Below are 17,816 nucleotides of genomic sequence, written 5' to 3'. Positions count from 1 at the left end.
GTGGCCACGGAGGCGTCTCGGAACGGTTTACTGCAGCAGTTCGCGGATGTCCTCAGCGGTGAGTGCCGAACTGAACACGGCGTCATCGTCCATCACCGAGGAAAACAGTGCGGCCTTCTGTTCCTTGAGCGCCATGACCTTTTCCTCGATGGTTCCCCGGGCCACCATCCGGTAAACCATCACGGAGCGTTTCTGTCCGATCCGGTGGGTCCGGTCCACAGCCTGGGCTTCCGTGGCGGGGTTCCACCAGGGATCGAGCAGGAACACGTAGTCGGCTTCAGTCAGGTTCAGGCCGAAGCCGCCTGCCTTCAGGCTGATCAGGAAGACGGGCGCCTGACCGTCCTTGAACGCGGAAATTACCTCCGCGCGGTTCCGGGTGGAGCCGTCCAGATAGGTGTAGGCGATGCCGGCGTCATCAAGCCGCTGCGCCGCGAGTTTCAGGAAGGAGGTGAACTGGCTGAAGACCAGCGCCCGGTGTCCCTCGGCGGTCACGTCCTCGAGCTGCTCCAGCAGGGCATCGAGTTTGGCAGAGGGCACACCGGTGTTCTCCGGATCGACCAGGGAGGCATCGAGGCTGAGCATACGCAGCAGGGTCAGGGACCGGAAAACAATCATCCGGTTGCGGTCCATGTCCTCGATGAGTCCCATCAGTTTCTGCCGCTCGCGCTGCAGATGGGTCTCGTAGATCTTGCGGTGCTTCGGGGTGAGGTCCACTTCCAGCACCTGCTCCTGCTTGGCCGGCAGGTCCGAGGCCACGGCTTCTTTGGTCCGGCGCAGCATCAGCGGCTTGATCCGGCGGCGCAGCTTGCCCAGCTGCGTCATGTCCTGGGACTTCTCGATCCGCCGCTGGTACTCCTCAGCGAACCTCCTTGCGGAGGGGAAAAGCCCAGGAGCCACAATGGCGAACATTGACCAGAGTTCCATCAGGTTGTTTTCCATAGGTGTGCCGGTGATGGCAAGTTTGAACGGCGCCGGCAGGTCACGGGCGCACTGCTTGGCACGCGTGGTGCGGTTCTTCACGAACTGCGCTTCGTCCAGGATCAGCCCGTCCCAGTCCTGGACACGGTAGGCGGCGAAATCCAGGCGGAACACGGCGTAGGAGGTCACCACGATGTCCGCTCCGGCGATCAGGTCCCCAAGCTTGCGGCGGGACTTGGCGCTGGTGTCCGGAATGGAGACTGTCCGCAGCCCCGGCGTGAAGCGCGCAGCCTCGGAAATCCAGTTGGGGACCACCGACGTCGGTGCCACCACCAGGAACGGACGTCCCGCCGCGGCGCCTGAAGTTCCGGCGGCCTGCACTTCGCGGGCACGGGCGATCAGGGCGAGGGTCTGCAGGGTCTTGCCCAAGCCCATGTCGTCGGCCAGGACACCGCCAAGCCCGTGTTCCCAGAGGAAGGCCAGCCAGTTATAACCCTGCACCTGGTAGGGGCGGAGCTCCGCCTGCAGTCCGGCCGGCAGCGGTGCCGGCTCCACGGACTCAAGTTCGAGCAGGCCGCTGACGGCGCTGCGCCAGGCCGCTGCCTGTTCTGTTTCCTCCGCCAGTTCTTCCAGCTCTGCCCAGAGCCCTGCCTGGTACCGGCTGATGCCCAGCTCACCGGTATCCCATTCCTGCAGGGCCTGGGCTTCCTCGATGAGGGCGTGCAGCCGTTCAAATTCGGGCCGGTCCAGGGACAGATAGGTGTTGTCCACCAGCTGGATCTTGGTCTTGCCCTTGGCGATCGCCTTGAAGACGTCGGCGAACGCCACCTGCCGGCCCTCCACGGTGATCATCACCGCGAGGTCGAACCAGTCCCGGCGTTCGGTTTCCACGGTGGTGATCTTCAGCTGCGGGGCGGAGGTCAGTTCGCGGTAGTCCGGCCGCTCACCGAGGATGTCCACCCGGATACCGTCCGACTTCTGCAGTTTTGGAAGGATGTATTCGCTGAACTCAGCGGTCTCGATCTCGTGCAGCACGGTGTTGTGCGGCGCCCTGCCCAGTACCTGCCGGGCCGTTTCAAGCAGCTCCGTTTCAGCGCCGACGTCGCGTGCGGCCGGATCAGCGGGGGACGGCCGGGTGTCCAGCGGCATGCGCGTGGAGGAGGTGCCCTGCCGGTACTCGAATTCCCAGCCCAGGGCCAGCTCATCATCCGGCTGGAAACCTGCCGTGAGCACCAGGATGGGCGGCTCAACCTCGGGGAACTGCACCGATTCGTCGCTGCTGGTCACCGGAATAACCTGGCGGAGCTTGGGGTAGAACTTCTCCAGGAACAGAGCTGTGTCTGATTCGGGGATGGTCACGGGGGCGTTCCCGGCCAGCAGGGTGCGGTCCTGTTCGGTCAGGGTCCGCGGGCTCGGCGCCAGCAAGATCAGGCCGCTGGCCGATTGCACGTACAGCCCGTGGCTGCCGATGATGCCGGCGGTATCCAGGGGGTAGGGCTGCCCGTCGATTTCCAGGCTGGGCAGCAGCTGCAGCGGCGCCGCTTCCTCGGTCCGGGCGGCGCGGACATCCAGGGACAGCACCGCTTCGGTACCGACGTGCACGCTGACGTCCTTTTTGGTCCCGACGAACTCAACGCCCAGCCGCCGGGCTTCTGCGAGAAGCTGCCACAGCAGCGGATTGGCGAAGTCATCCAGGTACAGCCAGGAGTCATTCTGGCCGAAGTAGCTCACCCCATTGGAACGGTGCAGGGCGGGGAACTGGGAGAACCAGCGGTGCTGCTCCGGGTCCAGCTTCAGGCCGTAGGTCTGGTAGGCAAGGTTGGTCCAGGCCAGGTTGTTCTTCACCCAGGCTCCGCGGGCGTTGCGGACCACGGGCCGGACGCCGAGCCGCCAGGCCGGTGCGCGGACCGTCCGCCGGGACGCCGGCGGCCCCCACACTCCGGAGGAACCGCCGTCGCGCCGGCGCAGTTCAAACTGCAGCCCGAGGGGCGTTACATGAACCGGTTCGGTGCCTACCGTGCCGTCCAGCAGGCCCTGCAGCGAGGCCTGCCAGGCGGGAACTGCCGGCTGCGAGGAGGCGGAGCGCAGCTCCTGCCGTCCGATGAGGTGCTCGGTGTTGCTGTGCAGCGCCACCGCTGCCACATGCTTGCAGTCATAACCCACGGGACAGCTGCAGTGGTTGTCCACCAGCCGGTAGTCGCCCTGCCGCTTGGTTTCCAGGACCAGCAACGTGTTGTAAGGCGTGCTGGAATGGCCGCGGACCCGGGCGCGCAGGACACTGCCCGTGGAGTCCCAGTCCAGGGACTCCACGGCTCCGCCCTTGGCATAGCCCTGGCCCCGCTGGAATGCGGAGCCGCCGACCACGCGGATGATGTCGGTGACATCGATCAGGGGCATGGTTTCAGGCATGGTTTTATCGTCTCACGCAGCTAGGACACTCCCGGCGGACGGACATCGCCGCAGGTGGGGATGGGGGCTTGTGCCGTTTGGCCTTTTGCGGCGGTGGACGGGTAACATCATCTGTAACGCAGGTCACAATGGCGTGATCTGCGTGCACCTATTCTCCGGCCCGCCGGTTACTGCACCGCACAGGCGGAACGGACAAAACCGTACACCGCGGCCGTGAACTCTGCGGGCGGTTCCAGCCGCAGCTGGCCGGTGCGGGTCCGGCCGCCTCCCACTTCCAGGGGAAACCTGGTTCCCGCCTTGTCTTCAGCCAGTGCGTGCGGATCGCAGCGCGCCGGAACCGCTGCCAGCTCCAGCACGGACGGCTCGTCGGTGCCATCCACTTTGATCTCCCGCGGCCAGGCCTGCCCAGGCGCCTCGCTGAGCAGCGTCGTCGTGCCGATCCGTATACTGACCGAGCCCCGCTCGCCGCTGGGCGTCACCAGAATGCGGACGACGGCGGTGCGCCCGTCTTCTCTGATCTCAAGGTTCGGGGCCAGGGTGAAGGAGGCGACGGCGTCGACCTCCTGCTGCAGACAGTCCCTGCCGTGTGCCTCGGCGACGGTCCCGTAGGGGTCGGCAGCGGGCACAACGAGTTCGCCGGCCCTGCCAGTCCCCGCGGTGTCAACGTCCAGCCGCACAACGGCGTCGAATCCCGTGCCGGAATCGCAGGCCGCTTCCGGCAGCTCCATCGGCAGAGCCACGCGTCCGCCCGGACGCAGGGTGGTGGCATCGCCGTCGGTTGGGATCCACTGCGCGGGGGCGGTATAAACATCCGTTTCCAGTCGGGCTGCGGTGATCACCAGGTCCTCGGTGGTGTGGTTCTCCATCAGCACATTGAGGCTCCGTTCCCCGAAGCTCAGCCTGCTCGCCGCCAGGCTGGCGCTCGCAGCCGCCTGGTCAGTCTGTTCCTCCGCTTCCGTCGGCAGCAGCTTCGGCACGGTCTGCACCAGGACACCCAGGGCGACAGTAAAAATGACTGCGGCAAAGATCCGGCTCACCACCGCCTCATTCAATCGGTGGGCCAGCCGTGCGGTGGCCAGGGAGGAGGCCATGGCCATGGCGGCGAAGCTCAGAATCAGGGTCCAATCGATTGCCAGGCCATCCAGATGCGCTGCGAATCCCGACGCTGAATTGACGGCGATGATCACCAGCGAGGTGCCGATGGCCCGCGCCATTGGTACACCCAGCAGCAGTGTCAGCGCCGGAATAATGAGGAAGCCGCCGCCCACCCCGAGCAGGCCGGTGAGGAATCCGACCACCAGCCCCACCGGAATGCCGCGCAGTGCCAGCCCGCCCCATCCGCCCTGCTCTGCGGACCGCGCTCCGGGGGCAGGGTTCCGGGAGCTGGCGAGCATCCGCACCCCGGCCACAATCATGATCAAGGCGAAGCAGAGCATCAGCCAGTCAGGATTCAGCAGTTCTCCTACTGCGGCTCCGGCCCAGGAAGCCGGGATGCCCGGCAAGGAGATCATGAGTACCAGCGGCCAGCTAACGTCCCGGCGCAGCCGCGGCACTGCACCTGACAGCGATGCCAGCCCGACGACGATCAGCGAGGTGGGCACGGCCTCTTCCGGCTCCAGCCCCACCACATAAACCAGGGCCGGCACCGCAATGATGGCGCCGCCAGCACCGACCAGACCAACGACGGCGCCGACGGCCAATCCCACTGCCAATCCGAGCAGCACCGTCTCCATTGAGCTACATTCCCAGATCGGACACACGAGGGGAAGAGGCGTGCGCGGATACCCCCGGGGGTGTTTTGCATACCCCCGCGGGTATATGGGATTGTGGAGGTTCCCCCACCTCCTTCGAAAGGACTCCCATGACTGCGAATACCCCCGCGGCCGTAACCTCCGTTGATGCCGAGACCCTCCGGACCTGGATGAAGGACCCGGAAGACCTGATCGTCATCGACGTCCGCTTCGCAGCCGAGTTCGAAGCCATGCACATCCGCGGTTCCTACAACGTGCCGCTTCCGCTGCTGTCCGAGCACACCGATGAACTCGCCGAGCGGCTGGGCAAGCGTGTTGTGCTGGTGTGCCAGTCCGGCACCCGTGCAGAGCAGGCCCGCACCCGCCTGGGAGGTGCCGGCATCGGTTCCGCCCACGTTCTGGCCGGCGGCGTTCCGGCCTTCGCAGCAGCCGGCGGCGACGTCGTCCGCGGCCGGAAGCGCTGGGACCTGGAACGCCAGGTTCGCATGGTGGCCGGCTCCACCGTCGTACTGGGTCTGGCCGGCGGACGCTTCGTCTCTCCGAAGATGCGGATGCTCGCCGGCGGCATTGGTGCCGGACTGGCCTTCTCTGCTGCCACTAACTCCTGTGCGATGGGCGCGGCGCTGGCCAAGATGCCGTGGAACAAGGCTGCCTCGGAGCCCACCCGTGAGTCCGCGATCGCCTCGCTGCCCAAGCAGGGCGGACCCGCAGCCTCATGACGTCCACTATGGTGCTGGTGCTCAGCCTGTCCCTGCTGATCGGGCTTTCGCTTGGTCTGCTGGGCGGCGGCGGTTCGATCCTGACGGTGCCGATCCTGGTCTACGTCGCCGGGTTCGGCGCCAAGGAAGCAATCGCGTCCTCGCTGTTTGTGGTGGGTGTGACCTCCGCCGTCAGCGTGATCGGGCATGCCCGCAACGGCCGGGTCCGGTGGAAGACCGGACTGATCTTCGGTGCCGCAGGCATGGCCGGCGCGTTTGTCGGCGGCCTGCTGGGAAGCCGCATCCCGTCCGTGGTGCTGATGATCGCATTTGCGCTCATGATGATCGCCACGTCGGTGGCCATGCTCCGCGGCCGGCGCAAGACCGACCCGGACAGGGCTTACTCCGACCTGCCGATCCTTCGCATCCTTGTTGACGGTGCCGTTGTTGGCCTGGTGACCGGCCTGGTTGGTGCCGGCGGCGGGTTCCTGGTGGTTCCGGCCCTGGCCCTGCTCGGCGGCATGCCGATGGCGATCGCTGTGGGTACCTCGCTGGTGGTTATTGCCATGAAGTCCTTTGCCGGGCTGGCCGGTTACCTGACCACCGTGCAGATTGACTGGAGCATGACCCTGGCTGTCACGGTAATGGCGATTGTTGGCTCGCTCATCGGAGCCAAACTGGTCGGCCGGATTCCCGAAGCCGCCCTGCGGAAGGCCTTCGGCTGGTTCGTGCTGGCCATGGGCGCGTTTGTCCTGGTGCAGGAGATCATCGGGCTGTAGCCGAAGTGGACAGCGAAGAACCCCGGCCCGCGAGATGCGGACCGGGGTTCTTTCGCTGGTGCTACGAAGCGTGGGCTGCAGCCCAGGCGGGGTAGGCGCCTTCGAGCTCGACGACGTCGTACCCGGCATTGCGCAGGGCGTTGCCGACGATCGAGCTGCGCATGCCGCTGGCGCAGTACGCCACGATCTTGCCTTCGGGCGGCAGCTGGTCCAGGTTCCAGAGGGCGCGTCCGCCGTGCAGCTGGTGCGAGCCGGGGATGTTGCCGGCGGCGTGCTCGGTGCGGGCGCGGACGTCCAGGACCATGGCTGCGTCGAAGGAGTCCAGCTCCGTGGCGGAGATGGTGGCCGGTGCGGCCTGGGGGAGGCCTTCCAGACTGGTGACGAAACCGGCGACGTCGTCAATGCCGACGCGTGCCAGCGAATCGCGGACGGCGTGGGCCTGGTCCTGGTCTGCGGTGAGCAGGATTAGCGGACGCGTGCGCTCGGACTCGGGGTCCACTGCCCAGGCGCCGAAGCTGGCCGTCTTGCCGCCGGCCGGGATATGCAGGGCGCCGGGGACGGTTCCCTTGTGCAGCTCGGGAACGCTGCGGGTGTCCACGAGGGTGGCTTCGCGGGTCTCGAGACGGGTCACGACGTCGGCGGCCGGGAGCTCAGTCAGCGGTTCGCGCGGGCCGAGCACTGCCGGGCCCTGCTTGTTCTGCTTCTTCATGCGGGCGAAGTAGGCGTGTGCTTCGGGCTGTCCGTCGAGGAGTTCGTTGATGAAGCCCTGCTCGTCATTGGCGGCGAGGTAGGGGCCCCACCAGGCGTAAAGGCGTTCGTAGCCCACGGTGGAGGAGGGGATGGCGCCCAGCGCCTTGCCGCAGGCGCTCCCGGCGCCGTGGCCGGGGTGGACCTGCACGTAGTCGGGCAGGGTGAGGAACTTGTCCCGCAGGCTGGCGAACATCTGCTTGGCGCCTTCGAAACGGGTATCGACGCCGCCGGCTGCTTCATCGAGCAGGTCGGGACGGCCCAGGTCACCGGCGAACACGAAATCGCCGGAGAGCAGGTAGCCGGCCTGGTCGGTGAAGGCTCCGTCGGTGACCAGGTAGGAGAGGTGCTCCGGGGTGTGGCCCGGGGTGTGGAGGGCCTTGATGGTGAGGTTGCCGATGGTGATCGCATCGCCGTCGTACATCCGGGTGCCGTCGAAACCGTACTGCCAGGCCGCTCCGCCCTCACCGGAGACATAGATCTGCGCACCGGTGGCGGCGGCGAGTTCACGCGTGCCGGAGAGGTAATCGGCATGGATGTGGGTCTCGGTCACCGCGGTGATCTTCATGCCGTTCGCAGCAGCGAGCTCGAGGTAGGGGGCGACGTCGCGGCGGGCGTCGACGACGATCGCCTCGCCCAGACGCTGGCAGCCGATGAAGTAGCTGGCCTGTGCCAGGTCCTCGTCGTAAATGCGTTCGATAAGCATGGGTACTCCTTTGGGGGATCGGGGTACTACCACGGTAATACCCCCTAGGGTATAAACCAAAATACCCAAGGGGGTATCGGATCCACCGCAGTTCTTCCGTACGCTCGGGCGCAGGCTGCGGCTGGTGGCTGTTACTCGTTTGCCGCCGCCGTCGTTGTGTTATCTTGGTCCTGATAAATCTGATTTATTAATGGCCCAGCCACCACCAAATCAGATGTAATGGCGCGTCTGAGGAGTTTTGCCATGTCGTTGGCGAACAAGCAATATCCCCCGCTTGTGGTGATGGGAGTACAGGGCTGCGGCAAATCCACTGCCGGACAGGCCGTGGCTGCCCGGCTGGGACTGCCGTTCCTGGACGGCGATGACCTCCACCCGGTGAGCAACAAACAGAAGATGGCCTCCGGGCATCCCCTGACGGACGAAGACCGTGAGCCCTGGCTGCGCGCGATCGGCCGTGAGCTGGCTGCAGGTCTTGAAGCCGGAACTGCCACCGTGGTGGCGTGCTCGGCGCTGAAGCGCCAGTACAGGGACCTGATCCGCTCCTACGCGCCGGACACGCAATTCATTCACCTGGAAGGATCCCGGGAATTGATTGCCGAACGGCTGAGCCGGCGTGACCACGAGTACATGCCGCCGACCCTGCTGGACTCGCAGTTTGCCACGCTGGAACCCCTCGGCGAGGATGAGGCCGGTATCCGGCTGAGCATCACGCTGACCCTAGACGAAATCGCGGCCGCCGCTGCCGCCGCTTTCACCCCCGCCGGATCCTGACCCCGGCAAAGCCCCCACCCTGATAGGACAACGATGACCGATCTTGAGCTCAACTGGACGCTGGGTACTCCCGGCCTCCTGCTGATCGCCGTCGCAGCAATTGCCCTGCTGCTCGTGATGATCATGAAATTCCGTATCCACGCCTTCCTGGCGCTGATCCTGGTCAGCCTGCTGACCGCCGTAGCGACAGGCGTGCAGGCCGGGGACATTGTCCCCACCATGCTCAGCGGCTTCAGTTCCACCCTCGGAACCGTGGCGCTATTGGTGGGCCTCGGCGCCATGCTGGGCCGCATGCTGGAGGTTTCCGGCGGCGCTGAAGTGCTGACCAATGCGCTGATCAACAAGTTCGGCCAGAAGCGTGCCTCGCTGGCCCTTTCGGTGGCTTCGCTGCTGTTCGGTTTCCCGATCTTCTTCGACGCCGGCCTTGTGGTCATGCTGCCGATTATCTTCACGGTTGCCCGCCGTATGGGCGGCTCCCTGCTGACCTATGCGTTCCCCGCTGCTGCTGCCTTCTCCGCGATGCACATCTTCGTGCCGCCGCACCCCGGCCCCGTGGCTGCCACCGGCCTGCTGGGCGCCGACGTCGGACTGGTCCTGATCTTCGGCCTGATCGTTGCAATTCCCACCTGGTACCTCGCCGGTTACCTGTTCGGCCACTTCCTGGGCCGCAAGTTCAACATCCCCGTGCCGTCCATCCTGGATGCGCCCAAGGGATCGGCCGAGTCCGAGTTCCGCTCCTCGCCGAGCCTGGGCACCATCATCACGCTGCTGCTGCTCCCGTTCGTGCTGATCTTCCTGAACACCGGCCTGAACATGGCGGCGGCCGCCGAGCTGGTCTCGCTGGATGACACCTGGGTACAGATCCTTCGTATGCTCGGCGAAACCCCGGTTGCCCTGCTGATCACTGTCTTCCTGGCCATGTGGCTGCTTGGTCGCCGCCAGGGCAAGAAGGGCACGCTGATCGAGACCGTGGTCGACTCCGCACTGGGTCCGGTCTGCTCGATTATCCTCATCACCGGTGCCGGCGGTATGTTCGGCGGCGTCCTTCGCGCCAGCGGCATCGGCAACGCAATCGCTGCCTCACTGGACGCTGTTGGCCTGCCGGTTATTGTGGCCGGCTTCGTGATCGCTGCGATCGTGCGTGTTGCACAGGGTTCGGCCACCGTTGCGCTGACCACTGCGGCTGCCCTGGTTCAGCCGGTTGTCCTGGACAACCCCGACTTCAACGCGGTGCAGACCGTGGCGATCGTGCTGGCCCTGGCGGCCGGTTCCGTGTTCGCCGGCCACGTCAACGACTCCGGCTTCTGGCTGGTCAGCCGCTTCTTCCAGATGGACACCAAAACCACGCTGAAGACCTGGACCGTTGGTCAGGCGCTGATCGGCGTCGTCGGCTTTGTCCTGGCCCTGGCGATTTACCTGGTCGCCTCAGGGTTCTAGTACATCCAACCGGCCGGGAGCAGTATTGTTCCCGGCCGTTTTGGTACCCGGATTTTCCCCGGGCGCCGGAGAGGAGCGGTAGTTTTGGCTGCCAACATGTTTGATATTTCCGGGCGGGTTGCCCTGGTCACCGGGTCCAGCCGGGGCATCGGCAACGCGATTGCCCGCGGGCTGGCAGGTGCCGGCGCCGTCGTCGTACTGAACGGACTGGATGCTGACCGGCTGGAAGCTGCGCGTGCTGCGCTGGCCGCGGAGTTCGGTGAGGATCGTATCTTTGCCCGCCGGTTCGACGTCACCGATGCTGCTGAAGCGGCCGACGGCGTTGCCTGGGTTGAGCGGGAAGTTGGTCCGCTTCAGATTCTGGTCAACAATGCCGGTGTCCAGCACCGTGTGCCAATGCTGGAGCTCGACGTCGCGGACTGGGAGCGCGTGATGCGCACCAACCTGACCAGCGCGTTTCTTGTAGGCCGGGAAGCTGCCCGGCACATGATTCCGCGCGGGCAGGGCAAGATCATCAACATTGCCTCCGTGCAGGCGGATCTTGCCCGTCCGACCATTGCCCCGTACACGGCGTCCAAGGGCGGAATCCGTAATCTGACCCGTGCCATGACTGCTGAGTGGGCGGGCGAGGGACTGCAGATTAATGCGATCGCACCGGGGTACATCCACACCGAAATGACCCAGAACCTGGTCGATGATGAGGCCTTCAACTCGTGGATCCTGGGCCGGACTCCGGCGCATCGTTGGGGGAGCGTGGAGGACATCGTGGGTCCGGCAATCTGGCTGGCTTCGGATGCGTCGAATTTCGTCAACGGCCAGGTCGTCTTTATTGACGGCGGCATGACCACGGTGGTGTGAGAGGAAATCATGAATTCTGTTCTTGGAGTAGTCGCCCACGGAGCCGGTGACCTGAGGGTTGAACCCGTGGAGCCTGGCGTACCGGCAGCCGACGAGGCTGTTGTTGAGATTGCTTACGGCGGCGTGTGCGGGTCCGACCTGCATTACTGGCAGCACGGGGCTGCCGGGGAATCGATCCTGAAGGCGCCCATGCTGCTGGGCCATGAGGTTGTGGGCCGGGTTGTCCGGGCTGCGGCCGACGGAACCGGGCCTGCAGCGGGGGTTGCTGTGGCGGTGCATCCGGCGACTCCCGGTCCCGGCGACGGGTCCAGGTATCCCGAGGACCGGCCGAACCTTTCCCCTGGCTGCACGTATTTGGGCAGTGCCGCCCGGTTCCCGCATACCGAGGGTGCCTTTGCCCGGTTCGTGAACCTTCCGGTGCGGATGCTCCGTGTGCTGCCGGAGACGCTTCCGATGCGCCGTGCAGCGCTGATCGAGCCTGCAGCTGTGGCCTGGCATGCGGTTTCACGTGCCGGGGATGTGCAGGGCAAGCGAGTGCTGGTGACCGGTTCCGGGCCGATTGGAGCGCTCATCACTGCGGTGCTCCGGGCACGTGGTGCCGGCGAGATCATCACGACGGACATGCACGAGTTCCCGCTCGAGACCGCGCGCGCCGTTGGTGCGGACCGCAGCCTGCTGGCGACTGATGCCGAAGGTATTACTGCGGTGGATGCCGATATTTGCTTCGAGTCCTCGGGAAGTTACCGCGGCCTGATGTCTGCCGTGCAGGGTGCAACCCGCGGCGGACGGGTTGTGATGGTTGGCCTGCTGCCTTCGGGCGAGCAGCCTGCGCTGATCTCCCTGGCGATCACCCGGGAGCTTGAACTGGTGGGCTCGTTCCGGTTCAACGATGAGATCGATGAGGTCATCACGGCTCTCGCCGACGGGAGCCTGCAGGCCGATCCGGTTATCACCCACGAGTTTGCCGTTGAGGATGCCCTCGAGGCGTTTGAAGTGGCCAGGGATGCTTCGGTCAGCAGCAAGGTGCTGCTGCGTTTCGGCGGCTAAGGCGGCCGGCGTTCAGTTCATGGTCTGGCTGCCCGGCAGCGGTGGCGCAGTTGAAGTGTAGGTGTGGCCGGTAGGTGTGGTGATCCGGACCGTGTGCCGGCTGCCCGGGTCGGTACGGGGTGTGGGCCTGGCTACGGTTGGTCGGGCCGGTGTCGGGGTCGATGCCGAACCATTGCCCGGAGGCGTGGTCCTGATGGTGGTGGCGTTCCAGCCGGGTGCTTCTTTGGCGTGGTTGCAGGTTTCGCAGAGTCCCTGTCCGTTGGTGTAGCTGGTGGGGCCGCCTTCTGCGTGGGGCTGGATGTGGTCGATGTGCCGGATCGGTGCGTCGCACCAGGGTGTGCGGCAGGTTTGGTCCCGGGTGCGGATCATCCGTGCCAGGCCTGCCGGGAACGTTCGGGCCTTGGATTCCATCGCGGTCAGTTCCCCGGACACCGGGTCCATGAACAGGCGTCGTAGGCTCACTAAAGATGATTGCTCTGTTTGTGCCGGCTCCGGTGGAGAGCCTCCCTTGAAGAGGTCCGCGCCACGCGGTGGAGCCGCCCGGCCGTCACCGGCACCCAGCGCGGAGCGGATCAGTTCCCGCGCCCAGGCGCCGGGGACGCTCCCGTAGCCCGGGAAGTACGCCGGCATCTCCGGCTGGGTGACCAGCCGTTTGTCCGGCGCCTTCTTGTGCCGCCAGTTCACAGCTTCTGCTGCGCTCTCCGAGCGCCCTGCGTCAGTCACTCTGTGCTGCGGGAGCGGGAACTGGGAGAGCAGCGTCCGGTCGGTGATCACTAGCTGCACCTCGACCGGAACCCGGTCCGCTGCCGTCTGGCCGGTGACGCGTTCAACCAGGGTATCGGCCATGATCTGGCCCCGCCCGCGTTCATCCCCGGCAGCACGCCGAGAATCCGCGGCCCTGGACAATGCCGCATACACGGCAACACCCTGCGCAACCGGGAGCAGACCGGTCAGGTAGGACATCGTGTCCGGTGCCGGACGGCAGGAGACATACCGCTCAGATACAGCTTTGGCGTTGCGCCGGATCTGGGAGGCAGGATCAATGGTCTGGGTGATCGAACGGATCCGGGCGATCAGCTTCCGGTCGCCGAGCCCTTCCAGGCAGGACGGGTCAGCGCAGATCAGTTCATCGAGCCGGTGCCGGTCCTCGACATCCAGGCAGGCTGTTTCCCGGACTAGGAGGGTTGCCCGCCATTCACTGAGCACCCCGGAAGACAGTGCGGCCAGGGTGTGGGGCATTTCGTGGACCAGGGCCTTTCCGAATCCCAGATGCCGGCTTCCCCGGTGCGGGGAATCCCGGCGCGCCAGGGCAACCTGAGCTCCGATACCGCGGCCGAGCTGCTCAGCCGGAACACCGGCACGGGCCTGTGCCCGGCGCTGGGAGGCATCAAACACAGCCGCAGCACAGGCCTGCACCGCCGCAGCAGCAGACTTCAACTCCTCCAACACCCGCATCAAATCAATCAGGTCGGGGTCCGCCCAGGCATCGGAGAGGTCATCGCCGGTCGCCGGGTCCTGGAGGCAGCGCAGCCACGCGCCCAGCGCGTTCAACAAGCCGTGGGCAGCAGGCGAGAACTCAGGAGTTGAACGAACCGAACGTTCCTCTGCTTTGACGGCGTGGTTTGCCCCCGCTGGACGGTTAGATCTCGGCGGGAAAGGCGCGGAAAGTCCAGACAACGGATCAAACTCCGTTGGATGCCGCATTGACGGTGCTGCTTCCATTTCCAACATGCTCAGAGGCTATAAACGCACCGCAGGACCGGGAGCAGTACTAAATGCAGTTGTGAATAAGGAGTTCTCCGCGCGGGAAAATGGCGCCATTGGGGAGGAAAAGATCACCAGCCGCCCTGGCCCACTCCGGCCCTCGACCCGACCAACAACTAACCCTCCCCAGCCCCCGGACGCTCCGGCGGAGTAAAAATGCGGGGCTCATCGCTCCAGACACCCTCGACTTCGGACTTGGTCCGGCGCATGATCTGGTCCATTGCTTCGCGTGCCGCATCGGGGTTACCCGCCTGGATGGCGTCAGCGACGTCGACGTGCCACTGCAGCGCTTCCTCGTGCGGCCGCGACGGCATCAGTCCGTAATCCGTCCGGCCACGCAGGACCTCGGCGATCATGGACTGCATCTGGCCAAACATCTCGTTCCCGGACGCAGCAAGAACCAGCGCGTGATAATGAATGTCCAGCTCGAGGAACTGCTGCAGATCCCCAGCCCGGCCGACGGCACGCATCTTCGCGGCAACGGCCATCAGCTCAGCGGCCATGTCTTCGGGGGCGTACTGCGCTGCCAGCTCGGCGGCGGCAGGCTCGACGGCGGAACGCAGCTCGGTCAGCGAACGCAGCTGGGCGCCCTTGCCCGCCTTCGCAGCAAGACGCCAGCGGACGATATACGGATCAAACACGTTCCAGGAAGTCTCCGGCAGAACCCGGATACCAATCCGTTTGACGGTCTCCACCAGGCCCAGGGACTGCAGCACCCGGACGGCCTCTCGGGCCACGGAACGGGAGACGTTCAGCTCGGTCTCGAGCTCTTCGGAGAGCATGGTGTCTCCGGCCTGGAACTCACCGGAAACGATCCGCCGCCCCAAGGATTCGATGACAAGGCTGTGCAGACGAGAACTCATACGGAATCCGGGGTGGCAGTCACCTTTTCATTCTAGGCAAAGCTGGCTCAAGACTGGGGTTTGACTACCGGGAACAGCCCGTCGGGCTCTTCGCCCTCCTCATAATGGCTCGCCGCCGGACCCACAATCAGCGGATCCGGAGCCCTCGCCACATTCGGGTCCTTGTTCGGGTAATCGACTCCGGCAAGAACAAAACGCATGGCTTCAAGCCGGGCACGTTTCTTGTCGTTCGACTTCACCACGGTCCAGGGTGCGTCGCCCGTGTCTGTGTAGAAGAACATCGCTTCCTTGGCCTGTGTGTAGTCGTCCCACTTATCCAGGCTGGCCAGGTCGGTGGGGGAGAGTTTCCACTGCTTCACCGGGTCCGTCTCCCTGGCCGCAAACCGGGCCAGCTGCTCGGCGCGTCCCACGGAGAACCAGAGCTTGCGCAGCAGCACTCCGGAGTTCACAAGCATCCGCTCCAGCTCGGGGACCTCCCGCATAAACTCGAGGTACTGGGCAGGCGTGCAGTAATTCATAACGCGCTCGACGCCGGCACGGTTGTACCAGGAGCGGTCCATCATCACGATCTCCCCGCCGCTGGGCAGCCGCGCAATGTAGCGCTGGAAGTACCACTGCGTGCGTTCCTGGTCCGTGGGCTTTTCCAGTGCCACGACCCGCGAACCGCGGGGATTCAGGTGCTCATTAAAGCGTTTGATCGCGCCGCCCTTACCGGCGGCGTCCCGGCCCTCGAAGATGATGAGCATCTTCTGGCCGGTTTCCTTTACCCACAGCTGCATCTTGAGCAGCTCGATTTGCAGCTGCCGCTTCTGCCGCTCGTAGCTGCGCCGGCTGAGCTTCTTGTCATAGGGGTAGTTGTGCCGCCAGGCGTCGTCGCCCTTGTCCTGGACCTTGCGGGCCTTCGAGTCCAGCTCACCGATCTCATCAAGTTCCGCGGCGTAGTCCTCGGCGATGGAGACGCGGCTGCCTGCGGCGTCGGACGCGGCCTCCGACACATCTGAGTCCTCTGCCGGCCCTTCCTCGGTCTTCGTGCCGGAGCGGGAACCGTTCTTGCCCGTGGCCATAAGAATCTCCTTGTGAGTGGTGTCCTCCTGTGAATCTACGCGGCTCACGGGCGGCAGCGGAAGGGCAGCCAGCGAGCCTGCACGGGATTGCTGCTTGCGGCACGGATAATTGATGGCGATGAAATACCTGCGCTCCGCCCTGCTTTCCGCTGCCACTCTTCCGCTGCTCCTCTTCGGCACAGCCTGCGTTCCGCAGGACACCGAATCGGCCGCCGCTCCGCCGGCGGAGGTGACGATTCAAGACCCTCAGGCGGGAACCGCGCTGGCACAGCTCGGCAGCATCCCCATTAAGGGCCGGGCACCCAAAACCGGTTACAGCCGCGAGGAGTTCGGGCCGGCATGGGCCGACGTCGACCACAACGGCTGCGACACGCGCAACGACATCCTCGCCCGGGACCTGACGAACGAAACCTTCAAGCCTGGAACCCAGGACTGCGTGGTGGCTTCGGGGACGTTCGCGGACCCGTATAGCGGCACCGTAATCAGCTTCGTCCGGGGAAACACCACCAGCACTGCCGTGCAGATCGACCACGTGGTGGCGCTCTCGGACGCCTGGCAGAAGGGGGCACAGCAGCTCAGCGCTGAAGAGCGCCGCCAGCTGGCCAACGATCCGCTGAACCTCTTCGCCGCCGACGGCCCGGCCAACGGAGCGAAATCGGATTCCGACGCCGCCACCTGGCTGCCGACGAACAAGGGGTTCCGCTGCGAGTACGTCGCACGGCAGACAGCGGTCAAGGCCGAATACCGGCTCTGGATGACCCAGGCTGAGCACGACGCGATTGCGTCAGTCTTGGCCTCCTGCCCGGACGAACCGGTGCCCGCACGCGAGGGCACCACGTCCCGGACCGCTTCAGGTTTGGGTTCCGGTGCCGCCGTAAACGGTGCAGTTGAAGTACCCGAAGGCACGACGCCGGTCTACGCCAATTGCGCGGCGGTCAAGGCTGCCGGGGCGGCACCCATCCGCCCCGGGGATCCGGGCTGGGATCCGAAGTTCGACGGTGACGGCGACGGCGTCGGCTGCACCTCCTGACGCGGAGGCAAGCGTCCGCGTCCTACGCGGACCAAAGGTGTCCGCATGGCGTTTTATTGCGGACCCAAGCTGTCCTGAAGGCCGTCGAACGGTTCCCCGAACGGGCCTAGCGTGGAGGCAGTTCCGCACCGGCAAGAGGGCCGGTCTGTCCGCCCAGGAGGCGGCACCGGCTGATCCCCGCGAACGATTCAAATGAGTCGAACAGCCTGGTGCGGAAAGAGCGCAGAGGGATAACGGACATGGGCTTGCTTGAAATCGAACTGGCGAAATTGGACTATGCGGAGCGGATGCAGTCCGCGGAATACCTGCGGCGCGAGCAGCGGCGCAAGGACCTGCTGCCTCGAACAGCAGGACGCACCAGACGGGCCAAAGTTGACGCGCCTGTCTTCACACTTCGGATCGGCAGCATCCGGTACCGGCTGTGGTTTACGCGGACCGTCGCTCTATGAACGCCGGAGGCGTACCCCGCGGTGCAGGGCACGCCCCCGGCTGCTAACCGCGGGTCAAACGGCGGCCTGGTTACCAGACCGCCTAGTCATCGACCGGCCTGTCCCGCATTAGCGTCCGCCGCCGTGATGGTCGCCGCCGTGGTGGCCGCCGCCGTGGTGGCCGCCGCCGCGATGGTCGCCGCCGCGCGGACCGTGATCACCGAACTGACCCCCATGCTGCCAGCGCACAGTCTGGCCGGTGTGCGGATCGCCTGCCCGGCCCGGGTCGTTCCAACCTCCGCGGACGTCTCCACGGTTGCCGTGCGGCCAGCAGTCCTTGCCGTCACGGTCCGGCTGGGGTGCTCCTGCGCCGGGCTGCTCAGGCTCCGCGGGTCCCGGCAGAGGAACAGGGGCCGGAGCAGGGGCCGGAGCCGGCTGCAGATCAACAACCGGTTCCGTTTCCGGTTCAGGTACAGGCGCGGGGGCGGGCGCCGGGACGGGCTCAGGGCTGTCGCTTATTCACATCTCCGAGCCCCCCACCCTAGG

At 65.7% G+C, this 17,816-nt stretch carries 15 protein-coding genes; 9 read left to right on the top strand and 6 right to left on the bottom strand.

Annotated features, from left to right (window positions below; genetic code table 11):
- Positions 1-27: 27 nt before the first annotated feature.
- Both TVC13_RS13860 and TVC13_RS13855 read right to left on the bottom strand, forming a co-directional pair.
- Entirely contained in the window at positions 28-3,327 is a 3,300-nt protein-coding gene (locus TVC13_RS13860) for an SNF2-related protein (RefSeq protein ID WP_422401769.1), read from the bottom strand.
- A 167-nt stretch (positions 3,328-3,494) separates the two neighbouring features.
- On the bottom strand, positions 3,495-5,060 hold the full coding sequence (locus TVC13_RS13855; RefSeq protein ID WP_422401768.1) for a sulfite exporter TauE/SafE family protein: 1,566 nt from the start codon (positions 5,058-5,060) through the stop codon (positions 3,495-3,497).
- A gap of 128 nt (positions 5,061-5,188) precedes the next feature.
- Here TVC13_RS13855 and TVC13_RS13850 point away from each other — a divergent pair, with 128 nt between their 5' ends.
- Both TVC13_RS13850 and TVC13_RS13845 read left to right on the top strand, forming a co-directional pair.
- Positions 5,189-5,797 (top strand): rhodanese-like domain-containing protein, encoded by a 609-nt coding sequence (locus TVC13_RS13850; protein ID WP_422401767.1) that lies wholly within the window; start codon positions 5,189-5,191, stop codon positions 5,795-5,797.
- Positions 5,794-6,555: a sulfite exporter TauE/SafE family protein gene (locus TVC13_RS13845; protein ID WP_422401766.1), complete on the top strand. Its 762-nt coding sequence runs from the start codon at positions 5,794-5,796 to the stop codon at positions 6,553-6,555. Before TVC13_RS13850 ends, TVC13_RS13845 begins: the two co-directional genes overlap by 4 nt.
- Before the next feature lie 61 nt (positions 6,556-6,616).
- On the opposite strand, the gene TVC13_RS13840 is transcribed toward TVC13_RS13845, so the two are convergent.
- Positions 6,617-8,008 (bottom strand): MBL fold metallo-hydrolase, encoded by a 1,392-nt coding sequence (locus TVC13_RS13840; RefSeq protein ID WP_422401765.1) that lies wholly within the window; start codon positions 8,006-8,008, stop codon positions 6,617-6,619.
- A 243-nt stretch (positions 8,009-8,251) separates the two neighbouring features.
- Here TVC13_RS13840 and TVC13_RS13835 point away from each other — a divergent pair, with 243 nt between their 5' ends.
- From TVC13_RS13835 to TVC13_RS13820, 4 genes are all read left to right on the top strand, one after another.
- Positions 8,252-8,779, top strand: coding sequence for a gluconokinase (locus TVC13_RS13835; protein ID WP_422401764.1), 528 nt, complete (start codon positions 8,252-8,254; stop codon positions 8,777-8,779).
- Between the two features lie 33 nt (positions 8,780-8,812).
- Positions 8,813-10,216: a GntP family permease gene (locus tag TVC13_RS13830; RefSeq protein WP_422401763.1), complete on the top strand. Its 1,404-nt coding sequence runs from the start codon at positions 8,813-8,815 to the stop codon at positions 10,214-10,216.
- A gap of 96 nt (positions 10,217-10,312) precedes the next feature.
- Positions 10,313-11,074, top strand: a complete 762-nt coding sequence (locus tag TVC13_RS13825; RefSeq protein WP_422401785.1) for an SDR family oxidoreductase — start codon at positions 10,313-10,315, stop codon at positions 11,072-11,074.
- A 9-nt stretch (positions 11,075-11,083) separates the two neighbouring features.
- A complete protein-coding gene (locus TVC13_RS13820; protein WP_422401762.1) occupies positions 11,084-12,121 on the top strand; it encodes an L-idonate 5-dehydrogenase in 1,038 nt (345 codons plus the stop codon).
- A gap of 12 nt (positions 12,122-12,133) precedes the next feature.
- Here TVC13_RS13820 and TVC13_RS13815 read toward each other — a convergent pair whose 3' ends face one another.
- The 3 genes from TVC13_RS13815 to ppk2 form a co-directional block, all read right to left on the bottom strand.
- Complete coding sequence (locus TVC13_RS13815; RefSeq protein WP_422401761.1) at positions 12,134-13,675, bottom strand: DUF222 domain-containing protein; 1,542 nt, start codon at positions 13,673-13,675, stop codon at positions 12,134-12,136.
- A gap of 326 nt (positions 13,676-14,001) precedes the next feature.
- The gene (locus tag TVC13_RS13810) at positions 14,002-14,748 is read right to left on the bottom strand and encodes a FadR/GntR family transcriptional regulator (protein WP_422401760.1); all 747 of its coding nucleotides are present in this window, start codon (positions 14,746-14,748) and stop codon (positions 14,002-14,004) included.
- Positions 14,749-14,795: 47 nt separating this feature from the next.
- Positions 14,796-15,812, bottom strand: coding sequence for a polyphosphate kinase 2 (gene ppk2 / locus TVC13_RS13805; protein ID WP_422401759.1), 1,017 nt, complete (start codon positions 15,810-15,812; stop codon positions 14,796-14,798).
- A 118-nt stretch (positions 15,813-15,930) separates the two neighbouring features.
- Here ppk2 and TVC13_RS13800 point away from each other — a divergent pair, with 118 nt between their 5' ends.
- The 3 genes from TVC13_RS13800 to TVC13_RS13790 form a co-directional block, all read left to right on the top strand.
- Positions 15,931-16,842: a GmrSD restriction endonuclease domain-containing protein gene (locus TVC13_RS13800; protein WP_422401784.1), complete on the top strand. Its 912-nt coding sequence runs from the start codon at positions 15,931-15,933 to the stop codon at positions 16,840-16,842.
- Between the two features lie 239 nt (positions 16,843-17,081).
- Complete coding sequence (locus TVC13_RS13795) at positions 17,082-17,291, top strand: hypothetical protein (RefSeq protein ID WP_422401758.1); 210 nt, start codon at positions 17,082-17,084, stop codon at positions 17,289-17,291.
- Between the two features lie 123 nt (positions 17,292-17,414).
- The coding region (locus TVC13_RS13790; RefSeq protein WP_422401757.1) for a hypothetical protein at positions 17,415-17,816 on the top strand (402 nt) is incomplete at its 3' end.

The sequence above is a fragment of the Arthrobacter sp. 3Tela_A genome (genome assembly GCF_049311025.1).
Taxonomy (GTDB): Bacteria; Actinomycetota; Actinomycetes; order Actinomycetales; family Micrococcaceae; genus Arthrobacter_B.
Note: the sequence above shows the minus strand (reverse complement) of the source record. Positions and strands in the feature narration are given on the sequence as shown.